We start from the raw sequence: 16072 nt of genomic DNA, 5'->3' as shown, positions 1-16072 counted from the left end.
TCGGGAGACCTGTCAGCCGTGCAGCCAGACGCGCAGCGGGCCCGTGGCGGTGAAGCCGTGGCGCAGAGCGGTGTCGAGCTCCTCGCCGTGTTCGTAGCCGACCACCGGCAGCCCGGGGAAGAGCCGGTGTGCCGCGTCCAGGGCCCCGGGCCAGGCGGCGTCGGTGCCGCCGTGCCGGGCGAAGACGTTGGAGAGGCCGAGCACACCCCCGCCCGGCACGCCCTCACTGCGGCTCGCCACCGCCCCGGCGGTGACCGTTCCGTCCGCCGCGCGGGCGGTGAGCAGGAAGGTGTCCGGTTCGTCGAGGAGGGCGGGCCCGAACAGGTGCGCGTCGCCGCCGCCGTCGTCCCAGGCGTGCGCCCAGGCGCGTACCGCGTCCGGGGCCCCGGCCACCTCCCAGGGGGTGCCGTCGAAGCAGGCGGGCGGGCCGGCCGGGCGGTGGATCCACTCGGCGTCGAACAGCACCCGGAAGCCGGCCGTCGTCAGATCGAGGTCGGCGAAGCTGTCCTTGACGGTGGCACCGGGCGCCGTGAGGTCGATGCCCCCGAGGACGGCGGCCGGATCGGCTCCGGGGCCCAGGGTCACCGCGTCGGGGTAGTACGGCGGGGTGCGGGCCGGTGCCGCCCACACCTGATCCCCGAACCCGCCGGGGACCCCGTGCGTACGGCTCATCACCGCGCACCACTCGGCGTTGTTGCGGGCGGACCGCCGGACCAGGGAGCGCTTCGTCGTCGTCACGGGTGCGGAGCCTGCCCCGGGCCGGTGCGGTCCGTCCAGAGGTTTTCGCCGGTCACACGGCAGTCCCGCCACACGGCGGTCCCGCCAGCACGGCAGTCCCGTCACACGGCGGTCCCTCACGCGGCGCCCTTCCGGGCGACGGCGAAAATCCGCCGGAACGGGAAGACGGTGCCGTCGCGGCCCGGCGGGTAGGCGGTGCGCAGCAGGTCGCGGTAGGCGGTGAGGAAGGCGTCGAGGGCTTCGGGGTCGTCGGCGAGGGCGGCGAGGACCGGGCGCAGGCCGGTGCCCTTGACCCAGTCGAGCACCGGGTCGTCGCCGTGCAGGACCTGGAGGTACGTGGTCTCCCAGACGTCCACCGACGCGCAGCCGGCGGCGGTGAGCCGGTCGTAGTAGGCGGCGGGCTCCAGGACCGCGTCGTCGTGGCGGAGGAGTCCGCCCAGGCGGCCCCGCCAGCGGGGGGATTCGGCGAGTCCGCGCATCAGGGCGTGGCTGGGGGCGTCGAAGTTGCTGGGGACCTGGAAGGCGAGGGTGCCGCCCGGGGCGAGGCCGTCCAGCCAGGCGGGGAAGCGGTCGGCGTGACCGGGGACCCACTGGAGCAGGGCGTTGGAGACGATCAGGCCGTACGGCTCCGAGGGGACCCAGCGGACCACGTCCGCCTCGGCGAAGTCGAGCGTGGCGGTGGCGAGGCCGCGGGCCCGCTCCAGCATCTGCGGGGAGTTGTCGTAGCCGGTGATACGGGCCCCGGGCCACCTCTCGGCGAGGAGGACGGTGACGTTGCCGGGGCCGCAGCCGAGGTCGGCGATGCGGGGGCCGGGGTCGGCGGGGAGCCGGCCGACGCGGGCGAGGAGATCGAGGAAGGGACGCGCCCGGTGCTCCGCGTGGCGGAGATACTGACCGGGATCCCAGGCGGATTCGCTCATGTCTCCAGCATCACCCCGATATATCTCGACGTCAAGATACTCGCCATCGAGGCACTTGCCTTCAAGACGCTCGAAACCAAGAGACTTCATGTCGACAGACCCTCTACACTGATCGACATGGAGGACGAGGTCGACCGTCTGGTCGCAGCATGGCGCCGCGAGCGCCCCGACCTCGACGTGGAACCACTAGAGGTCCTCAGCCGGGTGTCGCGCCTCGCGCGCCACCTCGACCGGGCCCGCCGCATCGCGTTCTCCGAGCACAACCTGGAACCCTGGGAGTTCGACGTCCTCACGTCGCTGCGCCGGGCCGGCTCCCCGTACCAGCTCTCCCCCGGCCAGTTGCTGACCCAGACCCTGGTCACCTCCGGCACGATGACCAACCGCATCGACCGGCTGACCAAGAAGAACCTCGTGGAGCGCCTCCCCGACCCCAACGACCGGCGCGGGGTGCTGGTCCGGCTGACCGCCGAGGGGCGCGACAAGGCCGACCAGTCGCTGGCCGGACTGCTCGACCAGGAGCGCGCCATCCTCGGCGAGCTCTCCTCGCGTCAGCGCGGCGAACTCGCCGACCTGCTACGCCAGTTGACTGCCCCGTTCGACAACGTCCCCGGGTAGTACCACCACTTCGGACGTCAGGTCCACCGGACCCACACCCGCCCTGCGTGCCAGCGCGACGGCGGCCAGCGTCGAATGCACCCCGAGCTTGCCCAGGACGTTCTGCATGTGGGTACGGACCGTGTGCGGGGAGAGATAGAGCCGCTCCGCCACCGCCTTGCGCCCCAGCCCCGCGACCATGCAGCGCAGCACCTCCCGCTCGCGCGGGGTGAGCGACTCCACCAACAGCTCGCTCTCGGTGCGGTGTTTGCGTGCAGCCGTCAACTCCCGCAGTACGCCGGTGAGAAGGGCCGGCGGCAGATGGGTCTCGCCGCGCAGCACCCCACGGATGACCGCCAACAGGCGTTGCAGGGAACAGTCCTTGGCGACCCAGCCGGAGGCCCCCGCCTGCAGCGCCGAAGCCGCCCGACGCGGATCGTCCCGCTCGGCGAGCACCACCGTGCGGACGCCCGGCCGGCCCTCGCGGACCCCGGCGACGAGCGAGAGCCCGTCGACCGGGCCGCCCTGGTGCGGGATCCCGCCGACCGCCGTCGTGCCGCCCAGTTCGGCGTCGACCAGCATGACGTCGTAGGCGCGGCCCTCGGTGGCGGCGCGGTCGAGGCAGCGCAGTGCGGCCGGGCCGCTGCCCGCCGCGGCCACGTCGACGTCCGGCTCGGCGGCGAGCGCCGCGGCGAGCGATTCGGCGAAAATACGGTGGTCGTCAACCACGAGAACCCGGATACGGGCCACGTCTACCCCCCAATGGGACGGTCCCGGGCCGGCTTCCTGAGTCCGGACCGGGGCGGGAACGCGTCGGGGCGGTGGTGACGCCCGAGACCCGCAGAGGGGAAGCCGTCCGCACGGCCCCGCCGTGCGTGCAGAGCCGCCGTCTGCGCCCGGGTGCCGCACCGCCCGTCCCGGCCCCTGAACGGCACCGGCCCCCACCGGTGCTGCACATCAGCGTACGGGCGCACGGGCGCACGGGATGCCGATTCCGCGGAAGTGACCGTCCCCGGCGTTCCGGGGGTGCTTCCTGTCCCGTCGTGGGACAGGAAGTGGACGAACGAGGGCGCATTCTGCACTCGGACAGAGTCGTCGAACGGATGCGGCCGCCCCCCGGAACGGCGGAGCGCCGGGCACGGCCGTGGGGCCGGTCCCGGCGCTCGTACACGCGGGTGTGGTGCGGGGGCGGTGACCGCGGGCGGGTCAGACCAGGCGGCGCGCGCCCTGCGAGGGGACGGCGGAGAAGATGCCGGGGGCCGCGTGGCCCGCCGCCGCGAAGGCGTCGAGCACCGACTTGGAGACCGCCTCGGCGTCGGACTCCTCGACCAGCACGATCGCCGAGCCGCCGAAGCCGCCGCCGGTCATGCGGGCACCGAGCGCGCCGGCCGCGTTGGCGGTCGCCACGGCGAGGTCCAGCTCCTCGCAGGAGACCCGCAGGTCGTCGCGGAGCGAGAGGTGGCCCTCGGTGAGCACGGGGCCCGCCGCACGCACGTCCCCGGCATCGAGCAGCGCGATGACCTGCTCCACCCGGGCGTTGTCGCTGACCACGTGGCGTACGTAGCGGACGACGGACTCGTCCGCGCCGGCCGCCTCCAGCCGGGCGAGACCGTCCGGCAGGTCCTCGTACGACAGCTCGCGCAGCTTGCCGAGCCCGAGCAGGCGGGCACCCTCCTCGCAGCCGGCCCGGCGCTCGGCGTAGGCGCCGTCGCCGAGCGCGTGCTTGACGCGGGTGTCCACGACCAGCAGGCGCAGCCCGTGGGCGGCCAGGTCGAAGGGCACCTGGCGCACGGCAAGGTCGCGGGTGTCGAGGTGGAGGGCGTGGCCGTCGGTGCAGCAGGCGGACGCCATCTGGTCCATGACACCGCAGGGCACGCCGACGAAGTCGTTCTCGGCGGCCTGGCCGAGGACCGCCAGCTCGGCGGCGCTCAGGCCGAGGCCGAAGAGGTCGTTCAGCGCGAGCGCCACGACCACTTCGAGGGCGGCGGACGAGGAGAGCCCGGCGCCGGTCGGCACGGTGGAGGTGAGCTGGATGTCCGCGCCGGTGATCTCGTGGCCGGCCCGGCGCAGCGCCCAGACGACACCCGCCGGGTACGCGGCCCAGCCGTGGCCCTCGTTGGGGGTCAGGCCGTCGACGGCGAGCTGCACGATCCCGCCGGGTACGTCGGTGGAGTGCAGCCGCAGCTGTCCGTCGGTGCGCCGGGCGACCGCGGCACGGGCGACGTGCGGGAGGGCGAGCGGCATGACGAAGCCGTCGTTGAAGTCGGTGTACTCGCCTATGAGGTTGACGCGCCCGGGGGCGGCCCATACCCCTTCGGGCTCGGTGCCGTACAGCGCGCGGAAGGAGGCGGCGAGTTCGGCCTCGGTGACGGTGGACCCGGTGAAGTCGGTCATGATGCGGTGTTCTCCTCTCGGCGGGCGAACGCCCAGGCGTCGGCGACGATTCCGGCCAGCCCGGGGCGGCTCGGCGTCCAGCCGAGGCGCTCGTGGGCGGTGGCGGCGGAGGCGACGAGGACGGCAGGGTCGCCGGCGCGGCGCGGGGCGACGACCTCCGGGACCGGGTGGCCGGTGACCTCGCGGACGGTCTCGATGACCTGGCGGACCGAGAAGCCGTTGCCGTTGCCCAGGTTGCAGATGAGGTGCTCGCCGGAGGTGGCGGCGCCCAGTGCGAGGAGGTGGGCCTCGGCGAGGTCGGCGACGTGGATGTAGTCGCGGACGCAGGTGCCGTCGGGGGTGGGGTAGTCGTCGCCGTAGACGGAGATCGACTCGCGCGTGCCGGCGGCGACCTGGAGCACCAGCGGGATGAGGTGGGACTCGGGGTCGTGGCGCTCGCCGGTGTTCCCGTACGCGCCGGCCACGTTGAAGTAGCGCAGCGAGACGGCTGCCAGCCCGTGGGCGGCGGCCTCGCCGGTGATCATGTGGTCGACGGCCAGCTTGGTGGCACCGTACGGGTTGGTGGGGGCCGTCGGGTCGGACTCCGTGATGGGGCTGGAGACCGGCTCGCCGTAGGTGGCCGCGGTGGAGGAGAAGACGAGGGTGCGCACCCCGGCGTCCCGCATCGCGGCGAGCAGCGCGGTGGTGCCGCCGACGTTGTTGAGCCAGTACTTCTCCGGGTTCACGACGGACTCGCCGACCTGGGAGAACGCGGCGAAGTGCAGGACGGCGTCGTAGGAGCCGTCGAGCCACTTCGCGGCGTCCTGGATGCGGCCCTCGATGAACTCGGCGCCCGCGGGGACGCCCTCCCGGAAGCCGGTGGAGAGGTCGTCGAGCACGGTCACGGTGTGCCCGGCCTCCAGCAGGTGGGTGGCGACCACACTGCCCACATAACCGGCGCCGCCGGTGACCAGGTACTTCTTCGGGGTACTGCTGCTCACTTGCTCGCTACCTCTCGCAGTCGCTCGGCCGCGGTCTCCGGCGGCACGTCGTTGATGAACGCTCCCATGCCGGACTCCGATCCGGCGAGGAACTTCAGCTTGCCGGGCGTACGACGGATGGTGAACAGCTCCAGGTGGAGGGCGAGCTCCTCGCGCCCGGGGGCGCGGAACGGCGCCTGGTGCCAGGCGGCGATGTAGGGGGTGGGGGGCGCGTCGGGGCCGAAGATCCGGTCGAAGCGCCTCAGCAGCTCCAGGTAGATCTGCGGGAACTCCGCGCGGGCGGCGTCGTCCAGCCCGCGGAAGTCGGCGACGCGGGTGCGGGGGTAGAGGTGCACCTCGTAGGGCCAGTGGGCGGCGTACGGGACGAAGGCGACCCAGTGCTCGCCGGTGAGGACGATCCGGTCGCCCTCGGCGATCTCGCGGGCGACGACGTCCTCGAAGAGGTTGCGTCCGGTCTCCTCGCGGTGGGCCACGGCCGAACGCAACATCAGTTCGGTTCGGGGCGTCACGAAGGGGTAGCCGTAGATCTGGCCATGAGGGTGACCGAGCGTCACACCGATCTCTGCGCCGCGGTTCTCGAAGGGGAAGACCTGGGCGACCTGGTCGAGCTCGGAGAGGGCGGCCGTGCGGTCGGTCCAGGCGGCCAGGACCAGCGCGGCCTGGTCCTCGGTGAGGTCGGCGAAGGAGGCATCGTGGTCGGAGGCGAAGCAGACGACCTCGCAGCGGCCGGAGTCCCCGGCGAGCGAGGGGAAGCGGTTCTCGAAGACGACAGCTTCGTAGCTGTCGTCCGGAATCTCGCTGAGCCGTCCGTCCCGGGAGGGGCAGAGCGGGCACTCGTCGGCCGGCGGGTGGTAGGTGCGGCCCTGGCGGTGGGAGGCGATGGCCACCGCGTCCCCGAGGAGCGGGTCGCGCCGGATCTCGGACGAGGTGGCGACGGCGTCGAGCGGCCTGCGGTCCACCGCGTCCCGCACGGTGCCCTCGGCGGAGTCGTAATAGATCAGTTCCCGACCGTCGGCGAGGGTCGTTGCCGTCTTCTTCACCAGGTTCCTCCAAACATAACTAAACATAATTAATCACAAGCCAACAGGAGCGTCAATGACGTAACTCTTTGTAGACAACTTGCTCCACTGTGTTTACTTAAGTGAAGACCTGAGTCTTTACATCGGGTCATTCCGCCCCTCTTCATCACGATCAAACAAAGAACACCAGTTGCTTTGTTCAGTTATCGAACGCAGGGGCGTAGGTTTCATCAGGTTCAGTTCGCGCAACGAAGCGAGTACCCCCATGAACTATCTGGCTGAAGGGCTCCGGCTCCCCACGAACGGCCTCGATTACACAATCCTGGCCATCTACTTCGTCGTGGTCCTCGGCATCGGCTTCGCGGCCCGCGCCAGCGTGAAGACCAGCCTCGACTTCTTCCTCTCCGGCCGTTCCCTGCCGGCCTGGGTCACCGGCCTGGCCTTCGTGGCCGCCAACCTCGGTGCCACCGAAATCCTCGGCATGGCGGCGACCGGCGCGCAGTACGGCGTCTCGGTCGTCCACTGGTACTGGATCGGCGCCATCCCCGCCATGGTCTTCCTCGGCCTGGTGATGATGCCGTTCTACTACCGCTCGAAGGTCCGGTCCGTCCCGGAGTTCCTGCTCCAGCGGTTCGACAAGTCGGCCCACGTGCTGAGCTCGGCCCTGTTCGCCTTCGCCGCCATCCTGATAGCCGGCGTCAACCTCTACGCGCTCTCGATCGTCGTGGAGGCGCTGCTGGGCTGGGACCGCTGGGTCGCGATCGTCGTCGCCGGTGTGTTCGTCCTGCTCTACATCACCATCGGCGGACTCTCCTCGGCGATCTACAACGAGGTGCTCCAGTTCTTCGTCATCCTCGCCGCGCTCATACCCCTGACCATCCTCGGCCTCAAGCGGGTCGGCGGCTGGGACGGTCTGACCCACTCGCTGGAGAAGAGCCACGGCTCCAGCTTCATGTCCGCCTGGAGCGGTACCGGCATCGGTGACAGCAACGCCCTCGGCGCGAACTGGCTGACGATCATCCTCGGCCTCGGCTTCGTCCTCTCCTTCGGCTACTGGACGACCAACTTCGCCGAGGTGCAGCGCGCCCTGTCCGCGAAGAACCTCTCGGCCGCACAGCGCACCCCGCTCATCGCCGCGTTCCCGAAGATCTTCATCGTCTTCCTCGTGATGATCCCGGGCATGGTCGCCGCCGTCGTCGTCCCGAACATCGGCACCGACCGCTCGGACCTGACGTACAACGACGCCATCCCGCTGCTGATGCGCGAACTGCTCCCCAACGGTGTGCTCGGCATCGCCGTGACCGGCCTGCTGGCCGCGTTCATGGCCGGTATGGCCGCCAACGTCTCCTCGTTCAACACGGTGTTCACCACGGACATCTGGGCGCGGTACGTGAAGAAGGACAAGCCGGACGCGTACTACCTGAAGTTCGGCCGCGGCGTCACCGCCGTCGGCGTGCTGGCCTCGATCGGCACCGCGTTCATCGCGTCGAGCTTCTCGAACATCATGAGCTACCTGCAGACGCTCTTCTCGTTCTTCAACGTCCCGATGTTCGTCGTCTTCATCATCGGCATGTTCTGGAAGCGCGCGTCGATGAAGTCCGGTGTCTGGGGCCTGGTCGCGGGTACCACCGCCGCGATGATCAACTACTTCGTCTTCTACAAGCAGGGCATCATCGGCATCCCGACCGACCAGGGCGCGAACTTCGTCTCCGCCATCGTCGGCTTCGTCGCCGGCGCGGTCGTCATGGTGATCGTCACCCTCTTCACGGCCCCCAAGCCGGAAGCCGAACTGGCCGGTCTCGTCTACGGCACCGAGTCCCCCGACGCCCCCGAGGTGCCGGAGGAGTCCGACTCCGCGTGGTACCGCAAGCCGGCCCTGCTGGGCTGGGGCGCCATCGTGATCGCCGCCGCCTGCTACATCCCCTACTCGTTCTGATCGGAGGAACCACCATGTCCGAGCTGCACAAGGAAGTCTCCGACCTGGAGAGCAAGTCCGCCACGGCGGCACGCCTCTTCGACATCAGGCGGATCATCGGCGGTCTCTTCGTGGTCTACGGAGTCATCGTCACCATCGCGGGCATCAACCCGTCCGACGCCGACCTCAAGAAGGCCCAGGGCGTCAACATCAACCTCTGGACCGGCCTCGCGATGCTGGTCCTCGGGCTGCTGTTCCTGGTCTGGATGTGGCTGCGCCCGACGCAGGCCCCGGCCGAGCCCATCGGGCAGGACGGACCCGCCGGACACTGAGCCCGGGCGGACGGCGCCGCATTCGCGACACGCTCCGACCGGCCGCACCGCACGTCCCCCACGGTTCCCGCAGGGGCCGGACCCGCCCGAAACTCAGGGCGCGTCCGGCCCCTGCGCCGTGTCGTACCCCTCGTCCCGTGCCGCGCCCATCGCCGTGTGGACGGCCGCCCGGTCCAGCAGCCCCGTACGGGCCGCGAGCGCGGCGGCCTCCAGCCGGGAACCCACCCCGAGCTTCATCAGGACCCGCTGGACGTGGGTGCGCGCGGTGCTCGGAGCGATCCGCATCCCGGCGGCGATCAGCCGGGTGCCCTCGCCCTCGGCGACGCGTACCAACACCTCGGCCTCGCGCGGCGTCAGCAGCCGCAGCAACCGCTGGCCCTCGTCGTCGGGCTTCTCCACCGGGTGCAGCAGCTCCGTGAAGGCCCCCCTGAGCAGGGCGGGCGCCACCGACGCCTCACCGGCCCTGGCCTTCATCATGGCGCGCTCCACGCCCTCGATGCGTTCGTCGTGCCGGACGTATCCGGCCGCTCCGGCCGCGAAGGCCGCCGCGATCCCACGGGGGCTGGGCACCGGGCCCAGCACCACCACCGCCACCTGCGGGCGCTCCCGTCCGATCCGCACGACCGGATCGAAGGTGCCCGGCGCGGCCGGAGACGCCGTCCCGAAGAGACAGACCTCCGGGGCCCTGGCTATGACCAGATCGGCGGCGCCCGACGTCGGAGCCGTGGCCGCGAGCACGCGGTGCCCCCGGAGCTTGAGTGCCGAGGCGAGCGCCTCGGCCAGCAGGCGGTGGTCGTCGACCACCATGAGCCGCACGCTCATCGCGCAGATACCCCCAGTACCGCCGTGAACCGCCGTGCGCATGTGTGCCACGACCGTCGGCCCCCCGGCCTAGACCCGGCAAGCTACACGCTTGTTCGACGCCGTGGCGCCCATTCGTGGCAGAAGCCCCCCAGAAGGCCGATTTCTTCTGCTTCGCATGTCACAGGGTTGACGGAAAACGATCGGCCCCGCCGGTCTTCCGACGACCGGCGGGGCCGTCCCGCTGTGCTCCCGCGTCTCCCCGCGGGGGTCAGCCGGTGGTGAACACCATGGCGAGGAGCTTGGAATCGTCGTCCGTGCCGCTCGATTCGCTGAGCATGTCCGGCGACAGGAAGAGCCGGCCCTTCTCGTACAGGAACTCGCCCCGGTCGTAACCGAAGTACGTCTCCCGGTCCCGGATCTTCTCGGTGCTGGGGTTCTCCATCAGCACCGTCTCCTTCAGGGTCTCCCCGTCGAGCGAGACGACCTGGCCGCCCTTGTCGTACGGCGGCACCTTGTACGCGATGACGTTGGTGCCGTCCATGCGGAGCGGGACCATGCTGTACCGCTCGCCCGCGTCGGCGCGGGCGCCGAGCAGCTTGCCGGTGGTGAGGTCGAAGGCGACGATCTCGTTGGTGTCGCCGTACTCGGCGGTTCCCTCGTGGGACTCGGTGGGCACGTACAGGCGGTTGTTGCCGACCGTCATGCCGACGCACCGCTCCACCTCGGTGGAACCGCACTCCCCCGCGTACCGGTCGGCGTCTGCGGAGATCCGGACGATGAGCTTGCCGGTCTCCGCGTCGATGGAGAAGTAGTCGGAGATGCTGGAGCCGTCACCGGCCGTGTCGCCGATGTCGGCGGCGACCACCAGGGGCTTGGTGGAGACGACCGCCGCGTACTCGACGCCCGGCGGCATGTCGTACGAGGAGAGCGGGGCGCCCGTCTTGGCGTCCAGCGTCTGGATGGAGATCTTCGGGTCGTCGTACGAACCGCACTTGCGGACGGTGACGAGCGCCGGGCCTCCGGCGTAACCGGTGTCGTAGCAGTCGTCGGTGGAGATCTTCGGGGCCCAGAGCTGGGCACCGGTGGTGATGTCGAGGGCGGCACCGCCGTCGGTGCCCCCCGCGGCGACGGTCGTGCCGCTGACCGTCACCTCCGAGAAGTGCACCGGCTCGTCGCCGTTGGAGGAGGCGACGACCGACTTCGACCAGATCATCTTGCCGGTGTCCAGGTCGAGCGCGCCGAGCGTGTTGCAGGACGGGTACTTGTCCGCCGCGGTCGGCTTGCCCTCCTGGAAGAGGATCGCGGTCTTGTGGTCCTCCGTCATGTGCCGGGAGGCCGCGCAGACCTGCCCGGCCGTCGGGACCGACCAGAGCTTGGTGCCCTTCTCCAGGTCGTACCCGGCGACCTCGTACATCCCGGTCTTCACGTACGCCTTGTCGGTGACCCAGGAGCCGTAGACCGTGGTGACGTCGGAGACGGCCGGCTTCGGGATCTCGAAGGCGACGTGCGACTTGGTGGAGGCCGGCACCTTCTCGGTGCCTCCGGCGAGACCACCGGTGTCCCCTCCCTTGTCACCGCCGCCGCCACCGCTGCCGCCCACCGGGCCGGCCGTGGAGACGTCCGTGCCCCCGTCGTCCCCGGACGCCGAGTAGACGATCCCGGCGCCGACGATCAGCACCACGGCGAGCGCCGCCCCGATGATGATCTTCATCTGGGCGTTCAGCTTCTTGCCGCCGGTGCCCGCGGGCGTCTGCGGCTGCGCGAACTGCGGCGGGGTCGGGTATCCGTACCCCGGCTGCTGCCCGGGACCGGGCTGGCCGAAGTAGCCCGGCTGGCCGGGCTGCGAGGAGGTCGGCGTCTGCGGGTAGCCGTACCCGGGCGGGGCTTGCGGGTAGCCGTAGCCGGGCTGCGGCTGCGGTTGGCCCGGAGCCTGCGGGTACCCGTACGCGGGCCCGGCGCCCGGAGCCTGCGGCGGCTGGGGCTGGGGCGGCTGGGGCTGGGGCGACTGCGGCGGCTGGGGCTGAGTCTGCGGCGGCTGCGGTGCCTGGGGCTGGGGCGGCTGGGGCTGAGTCTGCGGCGGCTGCGGTGCCTGGGGCTGGGGCGGCTGGGGCTGAGCCTGCGGCGGCTGCGGTGCCTGGGGCGGGGCGTTGTACGGCCCCGGGGGCTGCTCCTGCGCGGCCTGCGGCGGCGGGGGCGTGCCGTACGGGGAGGGCGGCGGGGCGCCGAATCCGCCGGCCGGCGGGTCCTGCGGCGCGCCGAACCCGCCCTTCGGCGGCTCGCCGGGCTGCGACGCGGGTGGGGGAGGCTGGGTCATGGCGTACGTACCTCGGGGGAAGGTTGGTCGGGGCGGGGGGAGTCGGGCGCGGGGCCCGGGTGCGGCGGTGTCACTTGCCGAACGAGATCATCGCGGTCTCGCGGTCGTCACCCCGGTTGTTGGCCTCGGTGAGCTGTCTGGCGACGATGACGGACCGGCCGTCCAGCCAGAGGAACTTACCGCCGGAGGTCATCTCTTCCACGGTCGCCGTGGACTCCGGGTGCTGGAGCAGGACCTTCGGCGCGCCCCCGGTCGGCGCGATGGAGGCGACGGCCCCGCCCTTGTCCCAGGACGCCTCGAAGTGGACGATCAGGTTGGCACCGTCCATCCTGACCGGCTCCATGAACCGGTCGGCCGGGGAGGCCGAACTCCACCTGGGCTTACCGGAGTCGAGGTCGAAGGCGACCACCTTGTTGGTGCGGTCCTTGGCGCTGGCCGCCTTGGTCGCCATGTAGAGCGTGTCGGCGTCCGCCGCGACACCGCGGCAGTCGTCCAAGGACTTGGCGAAGATCTGGAACGAACTCCCGCAGTTCGGGGCGAAACTGTCCCCCGGGTCACTGGCCAGCCGGGAACGGACCGTGCCGTCGTCCTTCAGCACGAGGATTCCCCACGCCTTCTTCTGGTCCTGGACCATCGACACGACGAGCGGGTCGACCGAGTACACCTTGTCGACCTCCCAGCCGCGCCCCACCTGGTACGTCCAACGCGCCTTACCGGTGACCGGGTCGAGCTGCTGGATCTGCTGCTGCGGGTTCTCCGGGTCGTCCACGGTGCAGTTGAGGGCGGCGATGAGCTTCGGCCCACCGGCGAAGGCGACCGGGCGGCAGTTGCCTTCCGGCGCACCGAACAGTTCCTTGCCGTCGCTGACCCGGAACGCGTCCGTGCCACCGGAACGGCCGACCGTCACGGTGTCGCCGCTGATCGCCAGACCGATCTCGGAGAGCAGGTCCCAGATGCCGTCCTGCTTGATCGTCTTCTTCCAGCCCGCCTTGCCGGCGGCGAGGTCGACCTGCTGGAGCCGCACACAGTTCGCCCGGTCGCCGTCGGAGTCCTTCAGCCCGAGGACGACCTTGCCGTCGGCCGTGGCGTTCACGGGCGCGGCGCAGATGTCGGTGTCGAACGTCAGGTTCCACTTCTCCTCGCCGGTGGCGAGCGAGTACCCGGCGATGCCCCGGTAGGCGGCCTTGACCAGCGTGTCGCCGACGATCCAGGGGCCGCGGACCACAGTGCCGTTGAGCGGCAGCTTCAGGTCGTTCTCCTTCAACCAGAGGACCTTCGCCTCACCGGCCTTGCGGTCGGCGTTCAGGTCGTCCTGCGCACCGCCCTCTCCGTCGTCGGGGGAGGCCGAAGTGCTGGGCCCGGCATCGCCCTTGGTGTCCGAACTTCCGTGGGCGACCGGCTTCCCACCGGGATCGTCGTCCCCGCCGACCGCGAAGCCGACACCGACCGCGGCCACGATCACCACCGCGACGGCCGCGGCGACGATCACCCCGGTCCGGCCGCGGAAGAACCCGCGCCCGCCCGAAGACCCGGAGCCGGAGCCGGAACCGGAGGCAGGCGGAACTGCGGGGGGTGCCGGATGCCCCGGGTAGCCCTGCCGGCCGTACGGGCCGGGCTGCGGCGCGCCGTACGGGCCCGGGGCCTGGGGCTGCCCGTACGGGCCGGGCTGGGGCTGGGCCTGCTGGCCGTACGGGCCGGACTGCGGCGCGCCGTACGGGCCCGGCGCCTGCGGCTGGCCGTACGGGCCGGGCTGGGGCTGGGCCTGCTGGCCGTACGGGCCGGACTGCGGCGCGCCGTACGGGCCGGACTGCGGCGCGCCGTACGGGCCGGGGGCCTGGGGGTAGCCGTAGCCGGGCGCTCCGGGGGCCGGGGGCTGCTGGCCGTACGGGCCGGGGGCCTGGGGGTAGCCGTACGCCGGGGCGCCGGGGGCCGGGGGCTGCGCCGGAGGTGCGGGCGGGGCCGACGGGGGCGGTGTGCCGGGAGGCTGCGCGGCGGGCTGCGGAGGAGACCCGTCAAAAGGCTCCTGCGGAGTCCCCGAGCCCCCCTGCGGCGGTTGCTGGCTGGGCGGCTGAGTCATCAGCACGTCCCCCTTCGTGCGGTTCCGGTGCCCGTTCCGGCCTCCCCCGCGATCCCGCGGGGACCGGAAGACGTCGTGCGACGAACCTCCGGGACTCCCCCGGAATGGAGCGGAACGGGCATGGCTACCGCGGCATCGCGACAGTCTGGCGGGGCTTCTTTGTACCACCCGCACCATCACGCACACCGGATCGGTCCGCCCCCTGTGCCCAAGGGAGAACCGGGCCGTGATGGAGCCGTTACCGCCCCGGGGTCACCGGCCGTCGCGCGCCGGACCGACGCCCCCTCACATCCGTTTCTGAAAAGGCCGGTTGCACACCCAGCCTCCGCCGCACGGCGGGAACCTCCCCTTTCATACGATTGGTTCCGTACACCGTTCCTCGCGGGCGACCCGCCACGTGCTCCGCTACAGGCCCTCCGCCCGGTCCGCGACCTCGTCGAGGTAGGTCCCCAACGGCGGCAGCGCGGCCCAGAGCTGGTCGAAGTAGGCGGCGAAGTAGCTCATGAACATGGGGTCTTCGATGCTCAGGCCGTTCAGCTTCTGGCGCGGCCCTCCGGAGAACGCCAGGAAGACCACGCTGTCGTCGATCAGCGCCATGTTGAGCCCGTCGGCCGCCGCGTTCCAGCGCATCGCGTTGGCCTCGTAGGTGAGGATGCCCCGGGTCTCCTCGTGGTGCTCCCGCGCCCAGTCCAGCATGTCGCCGTCCGGCCGCCCGTCGCGCTCGGGGATGCCGATGATGCGCCGTACGCTGCGTTCGTCCGCACTGTCCTCGCCGGCCCAGTCCAGGATGGCCCTGAAGTAGTCGGCGGAGGCCGGCGTCGTGTACTGGGTCGGCGGATAGCGGCGCGTGTACGTGACGCGGATCTCGGTACTCGCCCGCGCCACGCGGTCGGCTGCCGCCTCGTAGAACTCCCGGTTGTTCCGGTACCAGTGCGCGGCCAGCTGCGCCTCTCCGCCGGCCTGCGCCGCCCCGAGGAGCGGAAGCTGCGCGAGGGGATTTTGAGCAAGCGGAAGTTGAGTGGACGGGAGTCGAGCGGACGAGGGCTGGGCGAGCGAGTGCTGGGCGAGCGGCGAACCCGCCTTGGACGCCTCCTCGATCTCCCGGTCCACCTCCGTCCACCGCCTCCGCAGCTTCGACGGGTCCACGCCCAGCGCGACCGCGAAGGCCGCGGTGTTCTCCCAGTTCGGGAACCGCCGGCCGTTCACGATCGCCGAGACGGTGCTGCGCCCGCAGCCCATCCGGCGCGCGATCGTCTCGTCGGTCGGCTTCTTCTCCGTCCGCCGCCGCATCTCCCGCAGCTCGGCCGCGAAGGCGAGTTGAGCGGGATGCGGCGGCGGTGAGGACTTCCGGCTCGGCACGTTCGTCCACCCCCGCGCATGAAACAGAACGACGCTGTTGGTTCGTCATTGTTCGTCAATGCCCGCGGGTGCCGCCAGAGTTCGACGGTGTTCTCCTTCTGACCGCAGTGTTCTACGCGCGTCTTCCAGACGTTGCCGCAGCACATCGCCGGCCGCAGACTCTCAACGAGCGGCTGCCGGGAACGGCGGCACAGAAAGAAGGAAGGAGCACCCCATGTGACCTCGCGAGCCACCGCACCGTAGGCCCCGCGTGGCGGGCCTGCCGAGAAAAAGCCGAGGCCGCCCCCTGTCGCTTCTGGCCGGAAGCAGGGAGCGGCCCACCGCTCACACACAAGGAGACCTTGTGCTCGTTCATCTCAGGGTAGACCTACCGCGCCTCAGTGTGGCCTTCGTGGCCGCATTGGTGCTCGCCATCGTGTTGGTGATGTCCCCCTCGGCGGGGACGGCCGTCCTCCAGGAGGAGTGGCTGCTGCCCGCCGTCGCCGGACTGCTGATCGCCAACAAGCCCGGTGCGCCGCGGCGATGACCCCCGCGGCCGAGCCGCGACGCACTCCGGGCGCTCGCCGGGCGCCCGTGACGGCAACCGGAGGACGACAGTGGGGCGGCTCCGCGAAAGCGGCGCCGCC

General features: G+C 71.4%; 14 protein-coding genes. 4 read left to right on the top strand and 10 right to left on the bottom strand.

What is annotated here, in order from left to right; translation table 11 throughout:
* Window positions 1–12 precede the first annotated feature (12 nt).
* A complete protein-coding gene (locus OHA55_RS19200; RefSeq protein WP_266707945.1) occupies window positions 13–738 on the bottom strand; it encodes a hypothetical protein in 726 nt (241 codons plus the stop codon).
* A 116-nt stretch (window positions 739–854) separates the two neighbouring features.
* Window positions 855–1658 (bottom strand): trans-aconitate 2-methyltransferase, encoded by an 804-nt coding sequence (locus OHA55_RS19195; RefSeq protein ID WP_266707944.1) that lies wholly within the window; start codon window positions 1656–1658, stop codon window positions 855–857.
* A 117-nt stretch (window positions 1659–1775) separates the two neighbouring features.
* Here OHA55_RS19195 and OHA55_RS19190 point away from each other — a divergent pair, with 117 nt between their 5' ends.
* Complete coding sequence (locus OHA55_RS19190) at window positions 1776–2273, top strand: MarR family winged helix-turn-helix transcriptional regulator (RefSeq protein WP_266707942.1); 498 nt, start codon at window positions 1776–1778, stop codon at window positions 2271–2273.
* On the opposite strand, the gene OHA55_RS19185 is transcribed toward OHA55_RS19190, so the two are convergent.
* The 4 genes from OHA55_RS19185 to galT all read right to left on the bottom strand — a co-directional run bounded on the left by OHA55_RS19185 (window position 2232) and on the right by galT (window position 6666).
* Window positions 2232–3002, bottom strand: coding sequence for a response regulator transcription factor (locus tag OHA55_RS19185; RefSeq protein ID WP_266707940.1), 771 nt, complete (start codon window positions 3000–3002; stop codon window positions 2232–2234). The two genes, OHA55_RS19190 and OHA55_RS19185, sit on opposite strands and share 42 nt — an antisense overlap.
* Window positions 3003–3458: 456 nt before the next feature.
* Window positions 3459–4646 carry a galactokinase gene (galK, locus tag OHA55_RS19180; RefSeq protein WP_266707938.1) on the bottom strand — a complete coding sequence of 396 codons (1188 nt, stop codon included), beginning with the start codon at window positions 4644–4646 and terminating at the stop codon, window positions 3459–3461.
* Complete coding sequence (gene galE, locus OHA55_RS19175) at window positions 4643–5626, bottom strand: UDP-glucose 4-epimerase GalE (RefSeq protein ID WP_266707936.1); 984 nt, start codon at window positions 5624–5626, stop codon at window positions 4643–4645. Before galE ends, galK begins: the two co-directional genes overlap by 4 nt.
* Window positions 5623–6666, bottom strand: coding sequence for a galactose-1-phosphate uridylyltransferase (gene galT, locus OHA55_RS19170; protein ID WP_266707934.1), 1044 nt, complete (start codon window positions 6664–6666; stop codon window positions 5623–5625). Before galT ends, galE begins: the two co-directional genes overlap by 4 nt.
* Before the next feature lie 244 nt (window positions 6667–6910).
* Between galT and OHA55_RS19165 the strand changes: the two genes are divergently transcribed.
* Both OHA55_RS19165 and OHA55_RS19160 read left to right on the top strand, forming a co-directional pair.
* Entirely contained in the window at window positions 6911–8581 is a 1671-nt protein-coding gene (locus OHA55_RS19165) for a sodium:solute symporter family protein (RefSeq protein ID WP_266707932.1), read from the top strand.
* A gap of 14 nt (window positions 8582–8595) precedes the next feature.
* Window positions 8596–8892, top strand: coding sequence for a hypothetical protein (locus OHA55_RS19160; RefSeq protein ID WP_266707930.1), 297 nt, complete (start codon window positions 8596–8598; stop codon window positions 8890–8892).
* A 93-nt stretch (window positions 8893–8985) separates the two neighbouring features.
* Here the strand turns inward: OHA55_RS19160 and OHA55_RS19155 are convergent, their stop codons facing one another.
* From OHA55_RS19155 to OHA55_RS19140, 4 genes are all read right to left on the bottom strand, one after another.
* On the bottom strand, window positions 8986–9714 hold the full coding sequence (locus OHA55_RS19155) for a response regulator transcription factor (RefSeq protein ID WP_266707928.1): 729 nt from the start codon (window positions 9712–9714) through the stop codon (window positions 8986–8988).
* A gap of 250 nt (window positions 9715–9964) precedes the next feature.
* Window positions 9965–12010, bottom strand: coding sequence for a PQQ-binding-like beta-propeller repeat protein (locus tag OHA55_RS19150; RefSeq protein ID WP_266707926.1), 2046 nt, complete (start codon window positions 12008–12010; stop codon window positions 9965–9967).
* 70 nt (window positions 12011–12080) lie between these two features.
* Window positions 12081–14087: a PQQ-binding-like beta-propeller repeat protein gene (locus tag OHA55_RS19145; protein ID WP_266707924.1), complete on the bottom strand. Its 2007-nt coding sequence runs from the start codon at window positions 14085–14087 to the stop codon at window positions 12081–12083.
* Between the two features lie 405 nt (window positions 14088–14492).
* Window positions 14493–15446, bottom strand: coding sequence for a helix-turn-helix transcriptional regulator (locus OHA55_RS19140; protein WP_266707922.1), 954 nt, complete (start codon window positions 15444–15446; stop codon window positions 14493–14495).
* Window positions 15447–15837: 391 nt separating this feature from the next.
* On the opposite strand from OHA55_RS19140, the gene OHA55_RS19135 reads away from it, so the two are divergent.
* Complete coding sequence (locus OHA55_RS19135; RefSeq protein ID WP_266707920.1) at window positions 15838–15972, top strand: hypothetical protein; 135 nt, start codon at window positions 15838–15840, stop codon at window positions 15970–15972.
* Window positions 15973–16072 lie beyond the last annotated feature (100 nt).

Origin of the sequence: Streptomyces sp. NBC_00102 (assembly GCF_026343115.1) — a bacterium.
Taxonomy (GTDB): Bacteria; Actinomycetota; Actinomycetes; order Streptomycetales; family Streptomycetaceae; genus Streptomyces.
The sequence above is the reverse complement of the archived record's forward strand: the minus strand, read 5'-3'. Positions and strand labels throughout refer to the sequence as shown.

Excerpts from the sequence above, each read along its gene's own strand:
- OHA55_RS19195 (WP_266707944.1), bottom strand. The coding sequence starts at position 1,658 with ATGAGCGAATCCGCCTGGGATCCCGGTCAGTATCTCCGCCACGCGGAG.
- OHA55_RS19190 (WP_266707942.1), top strand. The coding sequence starts at position 1,776 with ATGGAGGACGAGGTCGACCGTCTGGTCGCAGCATGGCGCCGCGAGCGC.
- galK (WP_266707938.1), bottom strand. The coding sequence starts at position 4,646 with ATGACCGACTTCACCGGGTCCACCGTCACCGAGGCCGAACTCGCCGCC.
- OHA55_RS19165 (WP_266707932.1), top strand. The coding sequence starts at position 6,911 with ATGAACTATCTGGCTGAAGGGCTCCGGCTCCCCACGAACGGCCTCGAT.
- OHA55_RS19160 (WP_266707930.1), top strand. The coding sequence starts at position 8,596 with ATGTCCGAGCTGCACAAGGAAGTCTCCGACCTGGAGAGCAAGTCCGCC.
- OHA55_RS19155 (WP_266707928.1), bottom strand. The coding sequence starts at position 9,714 with ATGAGCGTGCGGCTCATGGTGGTCGACGACCACCGCCTGCTGGCCGAG.
- OHA55_RS19150 (WP_266707926.1), bottom strand. The coding sequence starts at position 12,010 with ATGACCCAGCCTCCCCCACCCGCGTCGCAGCCCGGCGAGCCGCCGAAG.
- OHA55_RS19145 (WP_266707924.1), bottom strand. The coding sequence starts at position 14,087 with ATGACTCAGCCGCCCAGCCAGCAACCGCCGCAGGGGGGCTCGGGGACT.